The 21,019-nt window shown below is 45.4% G+C and carries 10 protein-coding genes; 2 read left to right on the top strand and 8 right to left on the bottom strand.

Annotated features, from left to right (window positions below):
* Positions 1-16 precede the first annotated feature (16 nt).
* Both S2091_RS09195 and S2091_RS09190 read right to left on the bottom strand, forming a co-directional pair.
* A complete protein-coding gene (locus S2091_RS09195; protein WP_243405371.1) occupies positions 17-1,516 on the bottom strand; it encodes a sensor histidine kinase in 1,500 nt (499 codons plus the stop codon).
* 301 nt (positions 1,517-1,817) lie between these two features.
* Entirely contained in the window at positions 1,818-2,156 is a 339-nt protein-coding gene (locus S2091_RS09190; RefSeq protein ID WP_105531509.1) for a PilN domain-containing protein, read from the bottom strand.
* A 194-nt stretch (positions 2,157-2,350) separates the two neighbouring features.
* Here S2091_RS09190 and S2091_RS23845 point away from each other — a divergent pair, with 194 nt between their 5' ends.
* Both S2091_RS23845 and S2091_RS09180 read left to right on the top strand, forming a co-directional pair.
* A complete protein-coding gene (locus S2091_RS23845; protein WP_133166887.1) occupies positions 2,351-2,821 on the top strand; it encodes a M74 family metallopeptidase in 471 nt (156 codons plus the stop codon).
* Positions 2,811-3,170, top strand: a complete 360-nt coding sequence (locus S2091_RS09180; protein ID WP_105531507.1) for a hypothetical protein — start codon at positions 2,811-2,813, stop codon at positions 3,168-3,170. Before S2091_RS23845 ends, S2091_RS09180 begins: the two co-directional genes overlap by 11 nt.
* A 502-nt stretch (positions 3,171-3,672) precedes the next feature.
* Here the strand turns inward: S2091_RS09180 and S2091_RS09175 are convergent.
* The 6 genes from S2091_RS09175 to S2091_RS09150 form a co-directional block, all read right to left on the bottom strand.
* Entirely contained in the window at positions 3,673-3,978 is a 306-nt protein-coding gene (locus tag S2091_RS09175) for a hypothetical protein (protein ID WP_105531506.1), read from the bottom strand.
* A 455-nt stretch (positions 3,979-4,433) separates the two neighbouring features.
* Entirely contained in the window at positions 4,434-5,315 is an 882-nt protein-coding gene (locus S2091_RS09170; protein WP_105531505.1) for a YbjN domain-containing protein, read from the bottom strand.
* Positions 5,316-5,363: 48 nt separating this feature from the next.
* Complete coding sequence (locus S2091_RS09165) at positions 5,364-8,522, bottom strand: eCIS core domain-containing protein (RefSeq protein WP_243405370.1); 3,159 nt, start codon at positions 8,520-8,522, stop codon at positions 5,364-5,366.
* Between the two features lie 207 nt (positions 8,523-8,729).
* Positions 8,730-12,089: a hypothetical protein gene (locus tag S2091_RS09160; protein WP_105531504.1), complete on the bottom strand. Its 3,360-nt coding sequence runs from the start codon at positions 12,087-12,089 to the stop codon at positions 8,730-8,732.
* Positions 12,086-13,432: an ATP-binding protein gene (locus tag S2091_RS09155; protein WP_105531503.1), complete on the bottom strand. Its 1,347-nt coding sequence runs from the start codon at positions 13,430-13,432 to the stop codon at positions 12,086-12,088. The genes S2091_RS09160 and S2091_RS09155 overlap by 4 nt, the downstream gene beginning before the upstream one ends.
* Before the next feature lie 24 nt (positions 13,433-13,456).
* Positions 13,457-21,019 (bottom strand): contractile injection system tape measure protein, encoded by a 7,563-nt coding sequence (locus S2091_RS09150; protein ID WP_105531502.1) that lies wholly within the window; start codon positions 21,017-21,019, stop codon positions 13,457-13,459.

Genomic DNA, 21,019 nt, shown 5'->3' with positions numbered 1-21,019 from the left:
TTTCCCGTTGACTTAGTTAATGTTGATTTTTTGGATGCTTGCGAAGAGTGAAGCTGAATATGCTTCCGGTACCTGGCGTTGATTCAAGGGTGACTTTACCACCATACATTTCTACACTTTTTTTCATTAGCGCCAAGCCCACGCCAGTACTTTCGATCCGGTCGCGTGGTGCCAGCGTCTGAAATAATTGAAAAATTCGTTCAAAATGGCGCGGCTCAATACCGGGGCCATTATCAGTGACGCTGAACTGCCAGTTGTCCTTGTCTGCGCCGCTAAATCCGACGTGGATTTTACCATCAGGCTTATCCATGTATTTGATGGCATTTGAAATCAGGTTTTGAAATATCTGCTCGATGCGCGTCGGTTCGATTTTTATCTTCGGGAGTGCGTCGACCGTCACAGTGATACTCGATGGTGGTGCCAGCAGGTCAATCACCTCAGCAACCACGCGATTGAGGTCAACCTCAACGACGGTTTCCTTGATTCGCCCGATGCGCGAATATTGTAAAATGCCGTCGATTAGCCCGCCCATGCGGTGCACCCGGCTAATTAACAGCCGCATATGTTCTCGACCTTCATCGTCGAACTTATCTGCATAATCAGTTGACAGCCAATCCGCAAGCGAACCAATTGCACGGAGCGGCGCTTTGAGGTCATGTGACACGACATAAGCAAAGCTGGTCAATTCTTCGTTGGCGCTACTAATTTCCTGCATTAATCGCGTATTTTTTTCTTCCGCTAACTTGCGCTCACTGATGTCGCGAACAATTCCGGTAAACATACGGCGTTTACCGATCTGCATTTCCGCGATGGACAGATCCATGGGAAAGACGGTGCCGTCTTTACGTAAGCCGACAACTTCCCGTCCAATACCGATGATTTTCTTTTCTCCCGTAGTGAGATATTTCGCCAGATAACCGTCGTGCATTTCGCGGAAAGGAGAGGGCATCAGCGTGGAAATGTTTCTTCCTTTAATGTCTGTTTCGATGTAACCGAATAGAACTTGGGCGGCAGGATTAAAACGTTCGATGATCCCAGTTTCGTCAATGGTGATGATGGCGTCGACCGCCGTATCGACAATTGCGCGCATGCGTGCTTCACTTTCCAGTAGCGATTTCTCAGCTTGCTTACGTGCGGTGATGTCTTGAATCGTTGCCATGACCAGTGTGTCACCTTGCTCAGTTTGCAATGGTGAAAGGCTCACTTCTACAAAAAATTCTGTCCCATTCTTATGCCGACCGGATAACTCTCTACCGCTTCCCATTGCACGCGCACTCGGGCGTACAAAGTAGTCGGTGCGCATGCCGACATGCCCGTGACGAACGCGTTCAGGTAGCAGAGTCTCGATCGGGTTATCGAGCAGTTCTTCAGATAAATAGCCAAACATACGTAATAACGGAGGGTTCGCAAGAATGATCCGGCCTTCTATATTAGTAATCAGCATCGCATCGGATGCCGATTCCAGTAGCCAATTTAACTGCCGACCCTCAGGAATTTCAAGAAAATGCTTCGTCAATTTATTCCTCTTGGGTTGTGTCAGTTTTGCGATGATTGAAGTGGGAACGTTGCAAATTGCCCTCATGCAAGAAGGGGTATCTTAACCGACCTGAATCGACATTGTCACTGATGACTTTGTTGGGGCATTAAAAATTCGCTTGAGATTGTGTATTTTTTTATATCTCAAATACGGCACCAGGGCCGAAATAGAAAAAGGGCTGCAATTACTTGCCGCCCTTTGTATTCTATGGCACAAAAATGGTACCCCGTATGGGATCTCTTATTTAGTAAAGTAATGCCTAGTGCCAAATATTGCTATATTACAAATCGCCTTTTAATTCAAATTCAATTGTATCAACATGTTCTCGAGAAATAGCTTGCTCATGCATCAAGGCGACATTCTTTACTAACCCAGTTGCATTCAGTTGTTTTATATAGTCAGCTAATGCGTCAAATTCCCGCGCCTCTCCGCGCAAGACAAGTTTTTCATTACCAAAATCGGGATGAAACTCAAGAATGGTGATGTTTTTGTTCGTAACACGTTCAACAGCAAGCAATGAATCTGTCCATCGTCGATGTAATAAGCTTGATATCTCAACTGAACGGCGTTCAATCGCGCTGTCACGTGGATTCGGCGCGCCAGGCGCAATTTTTTGCATAACTTGAACATATTGCGGAAATTAATGATATTTTCAGTATTAAACGTTATTTGACTACGATCTAGCGGCCAACAGATTCGACAAACAGTGGTGGGTTTCAATATTCATCTCATAGCCACGATTTTGGTAGTTATCAATTGGCGAGCATAGGTAGCGATCCTCCGCCACCAAGCAGTGACCCGATCCCTCAAGTAGTGATTACTCCAAAGGTGTATGCACAGGATCTTAAAAAATTGCCTCAAAATCCGGAGGAATCTGGATACTACACATACGGCACACCAACACTTGGGCGAGGACAATATGGAAATTCAAGAGCTCTATCGACCTTGTTTTCGATCGAGTCTCGTTGGGAATACAACCATACAAATCGATTTGGCGTTGGAAACATTAGTTTGAAATACGGTGGGCCTTTTGAGCCGCACGTATCTCACCAAGACGGCGGAGAAATGGATGTAAGGGCGCTGCGGAAAGACGGGCTGGAGGCACCGGTATCTTGGCAAGATTCGCAGTACGACAGGGCCGCGACAAAGGAACTAATTAAGACGTTTAAAGATTCTGGAAATGTAAATAAGATTTTCTTTAATGATCCAGCGATGCCAGGAGTCCAACCATTGGAAGGACACGATAACCATTTTCATGTGGAGTTTAAACAAAATGCTCAATAAATTAATATGCTTTATCTTCAGTTCATTTCTACTTCTAACGCTTGGCGTTGGTAATGCCCAAGAGATCAAAGACGTCGAGGCGACTTACGCGATAAGTTCGAAGACAATTATTGACCCTGCGCCTGGCGAGAAGAAGGATCGGGTGCTTTTGTTTTTAACCGGTACTGGGGCCAAAGAAATTTACGATTCAATTTTAAATCCACCAAAGTCAAGTCAGTGCGGTCCGAATCTTGTTGTGAAGTCGGCTAATAATTTGGAATGCATAAAGGATACAAAAACTGGCACATACCAATGCAGAATTGGAGTGATGTTGGACTCGGGGAAAACTGTCAAAGGTGGTGCTTGTTAATTTGATTCACAAACAGGGGAAGGTCGACAGGGAGTGTGGCAAGCCGTTGCTGCTTCGCTGTGCATCGTGCAGAACTGCTTAATTTTTCTGCAGTGCCGGTAATTTTTATCGGTGCAGGTGGTATTCGAAACCGGAGTAACCAGTTTTATCCAGAAATAGTAAATAATTAAATCAATTTCTTGTGACTGCCTGTCTAAATTTTGAGCAGGTTTCAGCGCTCAGACGAGCTCCTTCCCGGTCAGTCATGCTGACCGGTTTTGCATTTATCAAACGAAAGAGACGCTAGCGGTACAGGTAAAATCCGCGCAACAAGCCACCCGTGCCGAGAAACGATACACGGCTTTTGGCGCAGACTGATTTAATCTGTTTGATGCATCAATTCATCCAGCCAGCCAGCTACGCCAGAATAAAAAGCAACGTCTACGCAAAAGCAACTACAAGCTCAAGGTATAGCGAATTTTTGAAAAAAACACTAAGTGAACCCAGGCTTTAATCAGCATCACTAATTGGCATGGGAAGTGTGATCGCTGTCCGCCTTCAGTTCATCCAGTGTTTTATACGCGTCGGAGATTTTTTCGTCCAGGAATTTGAGCTGTTCAGTCGCGTGACTATATCCGGCCCGGAATAAGATGCGTGAAATGCGGTCACTGCAAAGACCTTCCAGGGCAAGATGATCGAGCACTTCAAAAATAGCTGAAAAGTCGCTGACGATGTCACGAGCCTGCGTATAGGCGTCAATCGTATCGATGGCGAGATGAGTAATAAGCGGGGGACCTTGTTGTGTGTGTTGCTGATTGATGCTGGTCATGGTGCGTTCCTTCCAATTCGGTTTGAACGCCACCCGTTATAAAACGGGTGGGCGGCAAATAGCAGGTTGCAAACTGGTACACCAAAGCAAACCAGCAGGCCGAAGCCTCCCACCATCGCCGCCCATAGAGGGTGTGCGACAGCATACGCACGTAAAAAAACGGCTTGCGCCGTTTGTGCGCTTTGGTGTGGTTCAGGTTTGCAAGCCTGTTCCCCTTTTTCTCAGGGAAGCCTTAAGTATCAGTTAATGCGGTGTATAGCGTCAAGCAGTTTTGAAAATGAAGCGGCAGTAGAATTCATTTCAATGATCTGGTTTAGGTATTATCATTTGATCCGGCGAGCAAGATCCAACGCTGGTCACGGATGCCAATGGTAAGTTTACGCTGTTTAGTTACGACCGCCACGGTCGTTGCACTGACTTTGCCGATCCGGATCCGGGTGCCATTCACTATGACGTCACCGTTGGCCGATCAGTTCTTCAAGTTTTTTTGCATAATGGTGCATCACACTGCCGCTCGCCAATAACGCGCCGGAAACCCATTGATCTGAAATCAGCTCTTCGGCAACTTGTATCGCATGGCAATAGGTGAGTTTTTGCTTTTCAATGAAAAATTCGCCAAAAATTATCTCCTTATTGATATCGCTCAATAGGTCAATGGCCTGTGTTTCTTTATGGGGTGGGATGTCGATTGTGTACGCCAGTTGAATCGACATGGCACTATGTTGATTATCGGGTGTGATGGTCGTGTGGTAATGGGCATCTTCCATTTTAAGGATCAACGCGAAACATTGGGACGCGTCATCAAAATAGACAGGGAAATTATTTTCAATGAGCGCGGTTGTAATGGCTTTTGATACTGAACCTTGCCTTTTAATAAGGTCAATGCGGTTTGCCGGTGTTGAGAATCGCGTTTTATAACCAACCTTGATGACACCCCCACCGATCGTTGGTGATAAATGAATCTCAGTCCAAACGAAGGTGGCATTCCAAAAATTCTCTTGTAATAGCGGATCATCTTTTGACATATGTTGAAAATAGTGAGTCAGATCACATTGATCCGTCGGCAATAAATGAACATGTTCCTGACGCAGATCAATATTGATGAATACATTCAAATCAGGATTAAAACCACCCTCCACAATGTCTAATCTATTTTCCAGTGCATTGTTGAAGAAAGCGGCTGTTTCGATTTTTTCATAGCTAGCATGATCGGCGCGTAATTTTAGGCTGATGCCATTGTGTTTGCCCTCCGCCTGTTGATACGTCAGTTCGCACAGATGAAAATTAGCAATGAGCGATTTAGAATGAAAAAAAATGCTTGAGTCAATGGTGGTCATATTTTCTTCTCTAAAATGGTTCGTCTTAAATAAGGTAAGGCAGCAAAGTTATTTTTTTACTTTGACGGCATCTTTACTCACGTAGCCTACGGTACCAGCATCTTGCTTTACCATATATCTGCCGACGCTGGTGTCGTCGGCAATACGCTTTACTTCGCCGACTACGATGAAAGTCCTATTCTTGAAAAATGATTCCAATTCGGGGGAGTTGTGGGCAGGGCCAGAGCGTATTCTGACGGAACCCACTGTATTGGATTCGTAGTTGGTCGGACGCATGGGCGATACATAGAACGCGGAAACAACGTCAATATTTTTTTGCGCTTTGGGTGCTGCCCCGAGGATACCGCCACCGCCGCCGATCTTTGGTGCGGCTTCGACCGGCAGTCCTAAGCTACCCCTTAATAAATCTTCGTTATAGCCATTTAATTCATCGGTCAATGTTGCCAATAATTTTCCATCGACGTCTTTTTGCGTCAGCAAGTAAGTTTTGCAATCCGCTTGCCCATTTTTTATAAAACCAAATAATCCCAATAATATTCTTCCTCTTTCATTACCCAGCGAGCCGGTAAAGATCGAGCTAAAATGCGCGTCCAACAGTTTAGCCTCTAAATATTTTTCGACATTTGTCCTGGTAAAGGCCGGGTTGCTCAATTGATCTACAAAATCTGCTCGCTTGCTGGTATCTTTTTGCATCCAGTCTTCATAAATGACCAATTTTGCAAACTGGTTTTTAAATTTCGTCAACAGTGCTGGATAGAAGTCCGACTGATGGGTTTGTGTCATCGCATCATTTGCCAGGGTGGATGCCCGGCATTCCGCTCTTCCTTCGGCGATGCCATGTAGGTTACCGGCGGTGTTGACGAATTTATTCGCTTCCAATATATTTTTTGTGTATTGCGCCGAAATGGTTTTAAAAATAAGTTGAATTGTAAATTCATCATCTGTGCCAACGGGGTCCGTTACGCGCTCCGCCATTTTTAAGAAGCAATCATCTTTATCAATTGCCCAAGATTCAATGACAGCTTTAATCACTCCGGTCGGCTCTTTGCCAGATCGGACATAATTTATTTTTGTACCCGCCACATGGGGATCCTGTTGTGCTAGCGGGATGCCCGTCGCGGGGATTACGCCCAATTCTCCTGTTGCAGGCACGACGGATTCAGTTTCCCTTGCGCTGATCGACGCTTGCGCCCCTAATATGGTGATGCCTTTTCCTTTTGCTTTATCCCCTAAAACGGATACTAGGCTGCCATGTTTTTCGTATTGTTCCTTAATGGCGAGCCGGATTTTGGTTTGATTTATATCTGTGGTTGGATCAGCACTAGTTAAATCAAGACCTTTCTCCGTTACTAATACGATCTTTAATTTTTCGAGATCAATTTCATTGGAACCGGTGAGGCAGGCCCGCAATAATATTTTGGGGGATAAGCCATCCTTGGCTTCCATATTGTCAAAGGCTTGTGCAAAAAAATCTGTCCAAAAACTGCCTTTTTTTGTATCAAACTCCAGATCAAATTTGGTTTTGTAATCCGGTATGGTGACATCTGCGCCCGTCTTCACGCTCTTGCCGGACACGGTTTTTTCCCCGCCGACCTCAATGCTCTTTGAGCTGCCATGCCCGGCAACCATAATTTGCGTGATCTTTCCGTCTTTGCCATGCGTTAGCGCAATTTGCGCGAGGCCTGCGTCTTTGAGGTTGGTCAGCTTGCCTTCATCGGCGCCTTCAATTGCGTAGGCATTTGTGTTGGTGTTTTGGATGACTTTGTTGACATGTGCATGGCGTATGAAGGCGCCGTTATGATCAAAAAGCGATAACAGCACCAATGTCAAAGGTTTGGTTTTGTTTCCTTTGTCCGCTTTTAATTTATCCAAAGAGGCTTTTTCAAATTTGTGCAGGTTTCGAATGTCCGGCAAGTCTGTTTTATAATCAGAAATTTTAGCCCCTTCCACTTTTACCAAGGTGACAAATGCCTTCACCTCGTCACCGGTCGGGGTTTCCAGTATCGGATTGCACGTAGTGTAATAATTAATAAATGCAGTCGCAATCGTTTCGGTTTCAATTAATTGAATAAATGCATCCAACGGGATGGTTGATTTTAGGTGCGAATCATTTCCAATCGTGGCCTGTAGAGTACTGAGCCACTTCCCCTGTTTGATGGCGTCATCAATATCCAATAACGATTCTAGTTGAATGGTGGGTTTGCCATCGACGGCGCCATTGATGGATTGGCAGTAGATATTTAAAAAATTAAATTCCGGTGTGCCCTTTTTTGCCTTGGTGATGATATCGGACAAGGTGAATGCCGCCAGCCCGCCGGTGCCCCAATCAAGAATATCCCATATTGTTTCGCGGTCATTTTTACTGAATCCCGCTTCATTTGCCCAATCCATTTGTTCCGCTTTGCGATGGGCGTCAAATGCCCCGACTGTTAATGCAATTAAATCGGTTTGATTTTTTCGCACATATTGGATTGATGAAATTCCGGTTGCCGCTGCTTGGTTTTGGAAGACAGGTCCGGGGGCAGGGTGGTTCTCTTTGAATTGAAGCGCTTTGCTTCCCATCACATCGGCTTCTTTTTCTAAGCCTGCATCATCATTGACGGGAACGCCACCCTTCATCTGCATCGTCGGTTTCACTCGTCCCTGCGCCTGCTGCACTACATGCCAGGCTTCATGCGGTAAATGCTGTTCCTGCCCAGGTGCTACATGTATTTCACTACCTTGAGCATAAGCATGGGCATTGAGTTGTGCGGGTTGGGGAGAGTTGTAATGGACTTTGACATGATCAATGTTCATGCCAGACAGTGATTCAATGCCGGACTTGAGATTATCCGGAAGGCCGGTGTTATTCGGTTTTGGTGCGCCTTGCTCACTGCGTTGTGCAGGATTTTCCAGCATTGATTTAGCTTGCAGGGTTTCCTCTTCCTCAACTCTTTTCAGCGCAGGCGTATTCATCATCGCGCTCATCGCTTTGAATTGCTTTGCCCTTGGAGCTGTTTGCGCTATCTGGCTAAACGCACGTAGCTGTTTTGCTTGTGCACTGTTATTAATATTCGTATTAGCGATAGTTAGGGCGGTCGTCTGCGGTCTATTGTCAATGAATTTACTGTCCGCTTGCGGTGCGAGTTGGGTGCTTTGAGGTGATAAGGATGAATGCTGCTGCTGAGTTTCTGTTTTAACTGGCTGTAACGGAGTTGCTGTGCTCATTGTCGACCTTTCATCCTTGTGGTTTATAGGGAAAGTGCTGATCTTATTGTCATTATCAGTCTGTGTTTGCGTGTTATTTCAGTGTTAATTCGCGTTCAACAACGGTCCCGCAGAAGTCGAGTCTGTGACTTCGGGTCTTAGAACGTATGTCGAGTTGCTCAAAAAGAGAGCGGCGATTTTTGCTAATTCGTCGCTCTCTTCATTATTTTAGTACGAAGCTGCTGCCACTACCGACACTTCCTTACCGTCACTAACCCATTGGTCATTATTCGCTGAGCAGTAAGTGATGTGTACTTGCAATTTATGCTCGCGTAGTTTTTTATCGAAGGCAATGGCTGACGCCGGATCACTAATCGCGAGACCAATTACTTCTTCATTCGGCAGCATTTTTTTTCCGATCAAAGGCAAGCTCTTCCACAGCAAATGCTTGTTGGAATTGAGTACCGCTTCCAGCGCAGTTTTGGCATCTGCCACAGCTTGCCCATCTAAGAGAATTTCAATCCTCTTGATGATGGCATAGCCAGTGCCACGATTACGGATAATCCAACGGAATCCTCGCTCATCGTTTTCAATAATCCAAGTGATGATAGGAAAGCCTAATCCTTGGCGTTGTGGTATCGCACGCTGACGCTGCGGTACTGTGCGTTGCGAACGCAAATACAGATAGCCAAAGATCACTATAAAGGCGCTGGCGCCCATCGCTATAATGAAGGGTACATTGCCTTTCGAGAGACTCGCCAGGTAGGGATCATAGTTGAGCAGGAGTACGAAAATGGAAATCGGCGGGAGTAAAGTGCAGCCTAATATCCATAGGAAATAGCGTTTTACAAATACTTGTACTTCACAGTATTTAATGAACAACACGACGATGACGATCGCTGCAAATAAGAATAAGGTGAGTGTCAGCTGCAGACCCCAACGATTGACACAGGTAAACCTTTCGATACCAGATGGAATTCTTTCGGCCAGATTGGCTGGCCGATAGTTTTTCAAAAGGCAGACGGCGATTTGTTGACTATGGAAGCAAGACTGCGACAAATCGGTGACTGGTATCGCGATGTTGTCAAAATTAGGAGCCCATAAACCAATACCACCAAAATTATCACTGGCGTATACGATGTCGTCTTCCAGCTGCTGCCAATTGTGATTGTCAAACTGTAGTACAGGAATGATGCTACGTAAGAACTGTACGCGCTCGATTCCGTTTAGCCCCGGCACATTATCCAAATCCTGGCGAAATTGTTTCTTAGCATTTCTGCTGGATTCGTCCAGTAAAATCAATAGATATTCTTTAACGGCAGTGTGATCGGTGGAGTTATCCTGTTGCGCGGTCTTTTTGCGCAAACTGATCATGTTAGTTAAATTAAATGCGCCTTGTTGGTTGCCGCCACTATCATTTATTACATCTTGTGAGATCAGGATATTGACGCCGATGTTGTCTAACGCCAACTCTTTACGTAAGGTTAAATAGAAATCATTAAATAGCAGGGCTGAATCAGGGTCGGTCGGATAATTGGGGAAGTACAACGTGATGCCATCGCCGCGAGTCGGTCGCGATGAGATGCCTAGGCTCGTATAAGGTTTTAAGCGAGATGCCGTGTCGCTTAATTTGGTGCGTAGTAGCTGGGTTATATTGGTGATCAACGCCTGAAAGACCGCATGTTTATTTTCGCGAGAATATTTTTTCCAATCACCATTCCAGTCATTTTTTTGTATCAGCCAATCGACTTTGGAATTGTATTGATGGGCAATGCGTAAGAACTGATTTTCTTCCGCCAGGCCATCATGAACATCAAGTGGGGTTGTACCCAGCTGTAAATCGCCGACATTGTCGACCGATAAACCATAATACGCAACGCGATTGAGTACACTGAAATTAATTGTCTGCGTAGACTTTGAATTATTCCAATATGGATAAAAACCATAGACCACGCCAGAAAATTCATCGAGCGCACACCCACATTCCCCGCCTTTTAAATGGATGGTAGCGATCTCATCCGGAATACGTTTCTTGGCGATGCTTTCAATCTCAAGCGCGAGGTAAGCTTGGTAAATTTGTTCAACCCAAAGATGACTTTCTTGTAATGTAGCTTTATCGCATTGAGTCGCTTGTGATCGCAATTTTTTTAACTCAGCAAGATGCTCTAACGTGTCTTTTCCATTAAAAGTTTGGGCGTGTAAAGCACCCAATTCTTTTTCGAGCAAATCAAAATCCTCGTCGGCGATACGTAAACTAGCGACGTAGGGATTGCTACCCGATGAATTCATTTTGCATGCACCGATACCCATTTCTATTTTTGAGATCGCCGCACTGCGGAATAAACTCACTTCGGGATAGCTGACATCTTTGATTTGTCTCAGCAGACGTACGACGACAGCTGGAGCACCGGTATTTTGAATATTTCCCTTTAATTCATTTTGAATGGTGCTTAAGGATTGCTCAGTAAGATGAACATTATCAAACACGTGTGCTGCCTCAATAATGCTTTGACGTTCACCTTCGCTCAAGGTGGTGGTGTCGTCGTTAAATTTTTCATTTAGAAAAGCATCAAACAACTCTTTGGTTTTGAAATAGGTTGTGCCTTGCAAACGTAATTCATCGATCACTGCAGCAGGGAAGTCACTAGTTTCTTTTAGTTTTTTTAACGCGGCATCATTGATAAGGTAACCGTCAAAGTCAGCCGCATTTTTTTCAATCAGTGGCCAGATTTGATTAAGAAAGTATTCGCGTCCGCCCATTGCCTGTTTAACAGCGACGCGTAACGCTTCGGTAGAATTGAATTCTTTATCTTTGAAGGGGCCTAAAATTTGTACGATTTGATCTTTGTTACCGAGCAAGTCGAGATCGTTTTGATTCAAGCTGTAATTGAAATAAGCGCTTTCATCGACGAATGGTTTGGATGCTGGAGGTGGGGTCTTGCGATTGCCGCGAAAGCGATTGACTAGGTCTATTAATTCTTTATCGCTTCCTTGCCGGCGAATTTGAAAATCTTGGGTTTGGAGTTTGTCAATTTCTGCACTATCCCAAGCCTCGAACTCTGGGCTCAGCAAAATAGTTAAATCGGCACGATGCCGATCACCGAACTGAGCTATGCGATCTACATTTTTTACTATCTCATTGGCATAATCGCCTACGCTATTGATTTTAAAGCTAAAGGCAAATCGTTGTAGCCAAGACAGGGTAATTGGTCCGACGATGCCGTCATTGAGCGGCTCGTGTTTAAGCTCGTAGTCACGCTGCCAATCTGGGAAGGATTGATAAATCGATTCCAACTGTTTTTGCATCGTGAGTACGACAGTTTTGCTCAGGCCTTTGAAGTTTTCTTGCCGAATATTTTGATTGTAGCCAGTAATATTAACGGTTTTTTTGGTCGATGTGGCTGTCGGCTTGGTTGGTTTTTTGTCTAGATCTATGCTCGCTGCCTGGCTGGCGGTGGCGCCGCTGGTAACGGTCGCAATTTTAACCTGCGCTGAACAGAGATTAGACGCGACAAGCAATGTGCCGGCAAACAGTTGAATAAATGCGAGCGGGGTAATTTTTCTTTGATATCTGAATAGTCGTTTCACAATGTCTTCCCATCTTTCATTAGTTCTCTACCGATACCGGCAAGTAGATCTTCTTGGTTTATCACGTCACGCTGATTTCTGACAGCGCGAATCGCGGCGTAGCGGGCAACGTTGAGAAGCGCGCCACCGGCCAATTCGTAACGTTCAGCAATCTCGTGAAAATTTACATCCTTATCCAATTTGTCTGTCTGTGCAAAAAGCCCATGCCACAAGCGTTCGCGTTGCAGGGCATCTGGCATGGCGAAATACACTTCGCTTTGAAAACGGCGTGAAAAAGCGGCGTCGATGTTGGCTTTCAGATTTGTCGCCAAAATAACAACGCCGGGGAAATCTTCTACGCGTTGTAAAAGATACGATGTTTCTTGGTTTGCGTGTCTATCATTGGAACTGCTCGCCTGTGTACGTTTTCCAAAAAGTGAATCGGCTTCATCAAAGAACAAAATCCAATTTTTGTTTTGTGCCTGATCAAACACATTGGCAAGATTTTTTTCCGTTTCACCAATGTATTTTGATACCACCATTGATAAGTCGATACGATAAACATCTGAGCCGACGATCTTGCCAATCAAACTGGCGGTAAGCGTTTTACCCGTACCTGGAGGGCCGTAGAACATGGTTCGATAGCCGGGCTTCAGCGATTTACCCAGACCCCAGTTTTCGATGATATGGCCTGGGTTTCTGAGCCATGTGACGATATTTTCGACTTCATCCATCACATCCGGGTTAAGAACTAAGTCAGACCAATTTAATTGGGTCTGCATGAGCTTAGCGGGGAAATTGGCGCTGAAATCGGGTTTATGTACTTCACCATCCGCTAGCCGTTGCAAATATTCGTAGCTCAGTTGCAGGGCTGCGTCAAAAAACGGTTCACCATTGGCCTGATGATCCAGCTTGATGATGCCTTGCCGAGTGAAAAAATGATCGTCTTTAAACAAACGGGCAACCATAAATCGTTTCGATAAATTGTTACCGACCAAGATGAATGAAGCCGTTTCGCAAGTAGGCAAGAAGCCTATGTGGCTCTTGCCCCTCCAGCCACCTATTTCACTATACGGGCGACCCAACGCGGAATTTTGTAGCGAGAATAGATCCAAAGCCTGCGGCCGCACGTGCGGCATTAATGCCAGCATGAGAACGATACGTTCCGCATAATTCATTTTGAGCTCGCCGACGATCTGCGCGTAGGGGCTGTCTTCTTGATTTAGCGCAGGTGCCGGGCAGAGCGTTTCCAGATCAATGTCGAACTCGCTCTGTTTGAAGTAAGCGTCGAAGCGCGCATCGCAGACTTGGCTAAACCAGGTAATCTCACGTTCCAGGGCATCAGTATTAATGTGGTCGGTCATCGTGTTCTATCAAATTAAATAGGGTTAACGCCAGGTTACGTGCAATGCTTCGACCATCCATGGGAATTTAATGGTAGCGAAACTCCAAGGTAAGCGATCCAGCAACATGTCGAACGTAGACGGTGCTATTTTTAATTGCCATGCAACTTCTTGAAAACTCAGCCGTCCTTCACGCGCCAGGAAGGTTTCACGTAAACCGGCAATGGATGTTTTTCCGATAGCGCTCCAGTTATTAATAACACCCAGCAGCATTTGCTCGATCACTTCTTTTTCCTGATCAGTCATCTTTATGCCGGCAACAATAGGAACGCCGCCAGGAATTCCACAGAGAAGTTTGTTCAAACTCAGTAAATATTCCGGTGTGCGTTCTTCACCTGTCACGATGTACTGCAATAAGTGCACCGCACGCTCGGCAGCTTGCTTATCGACGAATGCTCCGTCCTTGCTGAGCTCCAGAATAGTGAATAGTCGCTGGATATACGGTGCCACGATAACCATACCCGCGTTGAAGATATTGCTCTCTTCGGCCGCAGACATTAATGGCTCTTCATCGGCCTTTTTCGATTGATTCTTCGGTAGCGCAATCATCTCTTTGCCTCTCATCGCCTGTTCTGCCAGCGCGCTATGTTGTCGTTTTTTTCTGTCAATCTTTTGTTGGTGCTGTCGCTGGTGCTCAATGCGTTGCAAGCTCAGCTCTGCGTCAATAAATTTGGCGCCTGGTTGTAATTCCTGGTTCAACTCGTTGAGTAATCGAAGTGAAAACTGACGGAGCGTTGGTGGCCGAGGTGTCGAAAACTCGCTGCGATAAATAGCTCGCCAGCTTCTTTCTAAAAGTGCTCCGGATTCGCCATAAAGCTCGACTGCTTGTGCGTCTTGTATCGTCGCGCACAGAAAATGCACATGTTTAGCCAGATTTGGGACGAGGATTTCAAAAAGCCTGGCCAAGTCGACGCTGCCCAGAAGTTGACTTAGGCGCTTGATGGCCTCAGTTTTTTGCAGCGTAGTACTTAATTGCTGCAATGATCTCGGCGCTTCTTGTAGCAATAAGCTAAAAGCATGGCGACCATAAATTATTTCATGCGCCGTGAGTAGGGCATCTCTTTGCAATAAGAGAATGCAGTACGTTAAACGGTTTTCTTGTGCGGTTGAATCAAGTTTGCCAAGTTCGATATACGACACTGCTGATGGCGTAGTTTTAGCAGTTGATATTGTGGAAGTTGCTTGCGACTGGACGAATTGACGGAGCACTCGTTGACGGCAATTTTCATGCGTGTCAACAGACGTGCTGAATGTTGACGAGCTATCGGTTGCGATTGCCGTGTCAGCTATAGTCTTTTTCTGTCTTTCGTCCAACTCACATAGTTCATCAGCGTAGACTTGCCAGAACTCACGATTTACCTCCGGTGCTTTTTCACTAAGGTAATGGGTGTATAAAGCGGATACTTGGACATCGCTGAATACCGCGTCGAGCGAGAGTGGTGATTCCGCAGTTTCGAATGCAGAAAAAACTTCGTGAAGCTCATGTTGAAGTAATTCCTCAAATAAAACCTCACGCACTGTATCGGCATCGATCAGCGTAGTGTCAGATGTTGTATCAGACGCAGTGTCAAATATTGTCTGTGATGATGTTGATGAGCCGACACGTTCATTTTCCGCTGCTAATTCTTTGATGGTGTTTAGGTGCAAGTTCAAGCGAAGTGATGCATGCCACTGTGGTGCGATCGACGGATTTATTTTGTAAAGCAGCTCGTTCATTTTGTTGTGAAAAAATACATCCGAATGAAGCTGGCGCTGTTCCAGTATTGCGCGTAGCAGAGCGCTGGCTTGTTCCATGCGGCTGGCATGACGAAGCTGCTGTTTAAAAATAAGGTCGAAGCTTTCACGCAGCGTGTGCTGTTTAAATTCTTCAAATGAACGATGTGGCGAGAGAATGGATTGGATGGAGCTCCATTCCTTGTTGAGCTCCTCGACGAATTCGGCGAGCGAAGGCGACAATGCCTTCAACATGTCATTTAACTTACTTGGGATATTGTTTTCAATAATACGTGCGCGTAATTCCGCTCGGCCAAGGTAATGTAGCTGTGATTGGGCGAGTAGATCACTGTGGTAAGTTGTGATTTCGTGCCAGATTAAATCTAAACCGTCCAGGCGCGCTGTCAACATGGCGTCAGCTAATCGATTTGGTAAGGCATTACGTAAATTGATCGGGAGCAGCGATACTGGCGTGTCGCTGCTACTTGCAGGCGATGTTTTTTCTTCCCATCGCTCCCATGGAATGTTCTTGAAAAAGCTAACGCATGCTTCATAACGTTGTTGATGTTCAGGAAAAGATAATTGATAGTTTTGAAGTTGAGATAATAGATTCGATGAAATACCGAATCGCTTTTGCAAAATATCGACACAGGAACTCAATATATTTTTTGGAAAACTCATGAGCATTGCTTTTAAAATAAGCACAATCGTTGCCGAAGGCGACTGCTGATTAAATGCAAGCAGATGTTGTGTGGCTTTTTGTTCTCCGAGGCGAAGCCGTGGGGTATAGGTGTCAATCCATTCGCACAGCCAGAACTGAAGCGTTGGATTTTCAAACGCGATCCTGATGCCTGGCCAAATCAAATCGTCGTCTTCGCTTTGCAACGTAGCGTTTTCTCTAACATTCGCGTTTGCTCTCAAGGCACCTAGCGGAGACTCTTTTTGATTGTCGACACTTGAGTTCACCAACATATTACTTAGTAAGTCTGCGAAATTCTCCGCTTGGAATAAGGGCTGAATCGCCAATGTAGTTTCTTCCAATCGCTCCCACGGAATGTTCTTGAAAAAGCTAACGCATGCTTCATAACGCTGTTGATGTGCAGGAGCAGCTAATTGATGGCCTTGAAGTTGAGATAATAGGTTTAACGAAATGCCGAAACGCTTTTGCAAGATATCGATACAGGAGTTCAATAAACTTTTCGGAAAACTCATGAGTATCGCTTTTAGGATAAGCACAATCGTTGCTGAAGGTGATTGCTTATCCAATGCAAGCAGATGCAGCGCGGCTTTTTGTTCTACGAAGTAGGGCCGTGGAATACAGGTGTCAATCCATTCGCACAGCCAGAGCTGGAGCGTTGGGCTTTCAAACGCGCTCCTGATGTTTAGCCAAATCAAGTCGTCGTCTTCACTTCGTAACGTAGCGTCTTCTCTAACACTCGCGTTTGTTCCCAGGGTATCTGGCGAAGGCTCTTTTTGACTATCGCTACCTTGGCTCTTTACTATATAACTTAGTAATGCCGCGAAACTCTCTGCTTGGAGTAAGGGGAGATTCGCCAATGTAGTTTCTTCGACATTCGATACAGGTTTTGCGTCGATGACCGTATTGGACGATGTAGCGAATGTTTGCTGGTTTGTCGTTGCGCGATTTTCAGCTTTAAGCAATTGCTCGAAGTCGATTGCAATTTCGTAGACTAAGTTCTGCAGCACAGTCGAAAGAAAATTGTGCGTTGACATGTGCATTGACCCGGCGCGCAGCGCATATCGTTCCAAGCTAGTGAGAAATACGCTGGGCACGCCTTCGTCAGATCTACTTTGCACCCATGCGATTATTAATTGATGTAATTGCGCATTGGATATATGGGACAAGTAAGCTGCATTGTGTTTCAGTATTCCTGGTAACTCTTGTATTGGACGTTGGTTAGCGAGGATGTCAGCGATGTATTTAGCAAAGTAATAAAATTGACTGCTCAAGCTTAGCTGGTCATTTGTTTCTACAGTTGATGCGCCATTTATGCCGTCAACATAGTGCTTAATATCGTCGCGATAGGGTGTTTCTTCGAACATGGGTTCGATAAAGACATCGTCTGAATTGAGCGCTTGTTCTCCCTCTCCCACAAAATTATCTTCAGATTGATGTTGTGCCAAAGCCCTTGTTTGTGCAATTAGCGCGTCGATGTCAATGCTTTCTTGCTGGCGCAGTGTCTCTAATACCTGCTGCAAAAAAAGTAAGGGCACAACGCATGTTTGCTCTGCAGACCGAATACTCTGCAACAGGGATTTGAAATTCTGTTGATTGCTTTCCTCATATTGCGCCATCCACCAATGTAAATATTGATAAAGCTCATCAACGTTCAAGTCTAATTGCGCAAGTTGAAGTTTTCCTTGTTGCCAAGAGCGATAACTGCTTAGTAAAGGATTTAATCCGCTGTTGGCAGTGAGCGAAGTCGTTGAAGTAGGTGCACTTGTATATTTATTCAGTGCCTGTATTTCCTTAAATTCCGACATCGGCATATGCGCACGGCGCAGCTCAACAAGTATTACTTCTGTTAATGGTAGTTTTGCTCGGAAAATTGACGTGCCAGACCAACGAAGTTGGCCTAACGCAGCCATCGTTGAATTGACATCAGCACCCATTGCATTCTGCATAACTCGTGTAAAAAACTGTGTCGCCTGTAGTTCGACTAGATTGTTTTGTTCTAGACAAAAGCAAGCATCGAGGACGTTTTGTTCAAAGGTGACGACGGTAATAGCTTTGCGCGTATTGTTGTTCGTTACCTGCATGGATTGAATAGCCGCGACAATGAACGCGGCATGATCAAACAACTCTGCAATCAGGGCAGTTAACTGTGCCTGCAGAATTTGGGCGAGTTGCAGCAGCTTTTCTTTAGACAGCGACTGCACCAGGCGTAAGCGTTCCTGGCGATCCAATTGTTTGAAATTAGATACTAGTGTGGTGGCGTGCGAAAGAATGATCGTATTCCACACAGCATTGAGAGCGGCGACATTCGTATTTTTTAGAAGAGTATTTATGTAATCTTTAATAGATTGCGCAATGCGATCGCTTGAGCTTGGATCTGTTGGCGTACCTGGTAATAAATCAGAACTGACATGTTGGTTTGTGCCACGCAATAAGAAATTCCGGGTGAGGGTGGTGGATAAAAGGGGCATCGGATGTGATGTCCCGTTCTTCACCAATTGCTCACAAAATTCTTGAAATAAGTCATCGCTGCCCAACATCACGCGGGCGAGGTTCTGGATCAAAGAGGGCGCAGATAGCTGTGTCTGTAAAGTATTTAAACTAATGTCGATGACTAAATTTTGCACGAACTCCGTCGATAAGCTGCTGTGTCCATGTTTTGAATTTAATGCCAATCTTGATGCGGTTTCCGTAATGAAGCCGGCATTGTTGATCAATTCATTGAGCAGCTCGGCGATGTGGGGATGAAGCAATCGGGCAAGCGTTAAATTTTGTTCCATCGTAAAAACATCGCTTAATATTTTACTCTCCCTTGACGACAACTGACGGTAGCAATCAATTAGCAGCTTCGGCTGTTTTTTTACAGCCTGTTCCCATATCCCATTCAGTTGCGCTAGATTTGCAGTTTGCAAAACTAGCAGCACTTGTTCGGCAGTGAGGGGCATTACTTGGTTTTGGCTTGTCGCAGGATGGGAGTGTTCTTCATGTGCCGTCTGCTCATCTGCCTTAATGTACTGCTTGGCGATGTTTTGCTTGCTTGAGATCTTCTTGAGTACTTCGGCACTTCTAAATGCTTCATTCGTGCTCGCGATTTCATTAGCGGACGAATTTAGTTGATGTGTGTACTCTGCAGCCGTAGCTTGTCCGGCGTGTCTAGATTCCTGTACCTTCGCGGTAGTAGGAGAATTTTGAAGGATATCTACTGCGTTCAATGGCAGGGGGCCGTGTAACGCGGTTCGGATTTGTGCCGTTGCCATCCCAATAATGTCGTCACGATTTATCTTATCAGTTACCAGCTGTGCCGATTGTTCTGGCAACACGGACGTATTTATTGCCGCTAAAGTTGCCGCATCAGAGGGATGTTCCCGTACTTCCTGCGTAATGCGTTGTATGAATTCTTCCCTACTTAAACTCTGTACAGGTGCTTGCAATAACAAGCGATAGCCGCGTTGTATCGGCATAGTGGCGTTGCTATCTTCGGCGTAGTAACGTTGTGGTGCCCATGCCGTGCTCGCTTCGGTTTGTAATAGAATGACCAGATCTTGCAAATAGCGAATAGGGAAGTTAGCTAACCAAACCTCCAAATAGTGGGGTAAAAGTTGTTGGATGAGATCACTATGTTGACTAATTAGCTGCCGCCAGAATGGCGCAAGTAATGCAATATTGGCGGTTTTTAATGCGTGCCGTGCTTGCGTTAGCTGATCCGCCGTTTTCTTGCTATTTATATTTCCCGACGTTACGTGCTCCAGCGTAAATTGGGTTAATTCATTTACCTGAAGCTGTTCAGGTTTGACCGAAATAGCATAGGTAATAACTTGATCTAATGTAGCTCGCGAATAACTTGCGATATTGGCCTGAAATGTCTGGAGTATGAACCAGGCACATTGCGGCTGCAAGACAGCGATGAGATCGAGGCAATGTGCATGATCAAAATTTTTCAGCCAGATCGACCATGCTTCGCCATGTTGATCCCGCACAAAATGTGGAGCGAGTAAGAGCAAGCGGTGCCAGTGTGGTTCGAGTTTGGCAAAGTCGCCTTGTGCCAAACTCTGAGTAATGTGAGTACGCTCTTCTATTGTAAAGATCTGTTGCGCTTCTTCGGATTCACTTTCTTCTATGGCCTGATTTGAGTCCCGGCCTATGCGTGCCGCTTGCAGGCGCCGTCGATATGATCGATGTAACTCATCCTGCGCAGACTGGTTTGAAGCGGGTTGCGCTTCGTTATATTGGCTGTCTACACTCCCGCTTTTGTATTCGTTGACTGCGCCCACTACAAATGCGCTAGCTGAAGTGGATCTCATTTGCGCTTCGTAATGCTCAAGTGCGTTACTGAGTGCGAGCCATGTGGCGTTTGATAGCCCACTTTTGTCGGCAAGTAAACGACGATAATTTGTCGTCGCGACCTCAACCGTGGTTTGTTTTTGTTTTAACCATGGGTGAACTATCTGCGTAAAATCCACGTTCGTGTGACGTAGGATTGGCAAAAGATACATCCAAAATTCCGCATGATTTCTTTCGCTTTCACCTTGGGCGAGTAGTTCTAAGCTGATCCAGTCGAGTACGGTTTCACTGAGTTCTTTTGTCCAGCTGGCGAGCATGCGGTTGGCAATTTGAAATAATTCGCCGGTATCATATTGCTGTACCAGGCGATTTAACTGGCGTGGACTTTCAGTAATTTCTTGCAGCAGCTGCGCATGATTTTGCTGATTAAGCGCGTCGTGCAAGAGTTTTTTATGCGCGAATCTTGTTTTATTCGATTTTTCCCAAGAGATAGCACCGGTCTTCAAAAAATAGTGCAAATCATGCAGTGCCTGTGCTTTATGTTCACCGCTTAATTCGGCCGCCGTATGTTCTTGTAGCTGATAATCCAGTGCCGCGCTCAGTTGTGCATGTATGCGCCTGGCGATTTCGGTGCCTGTTTCATCTTCAAAGACTGTCCCTAAATCGAGCTCGATTTTTTTTATTCGCTTGGTTCTTTGTGGTGCCAGCTTGGCCGTTGTAGCATGTTGGTCCAGTACTTCATCGATTACGGGTAGGAGAGAATACTTAATCCATTCAGACCATGCAGAACCATCTGCCTGTGCACTGGCAAAGGACAGATCAAATATGAGCTCATGGATGGAGTGATGGGTTCTCAA

Origin of the sequence: Solimicrobium silvestre (assembly GCF_002976435.1) — a bacterium.
Classification (GTDB): Bacteria; Pseudomonadota; Gammaproteobacteria; order Burkholderiales; family Burkholderiaceae_D; genus Solimicrobium; species Solimicrobium silvestre.
This window is presented reverse-complemented; position numbering and strand designations above follow the sequence as displayed.

Excerpts from the sequence above, each read along its gene's own strand:
- S2091_RS09190 (WP_105531509.1), bottom strand. The coding sequence starts at position 2,156 with ATGCAAAAAATTGCGCCTGGCGCGCCGAATCCACGTGACAGCGCGATT.
- S2091_RS09180 (WP_105531507.1), top strand. The coding sequence starts at position 2,811 with ATGCTCAATAAATTAATATGCTTTATCTTCAGTTCATTTCTACTTCTA.
- S2091_RS09175 (WP_105531506.1), bottom strand. The coding sequence starts at position 3,978 with ATGACCAGCATCAATCAGCAACACACACAACAAGGTCCCCCGCTTATT.
- S2091_RS09170 (WP_105531505.1), bottom strand. The coding sequence starts at position 5,315 with ATGACCACCATTGACTCAAGCATTTTTTTTCATTCTAAATCGCTCATT.
- S2091_RS09165 (WP_243405370.1), bottom strand. The coding sequence starts at position 8,522 with ATGAGCACAGCAACTCCGTTACAGCCAGTTAAAACAGAAACTCAGCAG.
- S2091_RS09155 (WP_105531503.1), bottom strand. The coding sequence starts at position 13,432 with ATGACCGACCACATTAATACTGATGCCCTGGAACGTGAGATTACCTGG.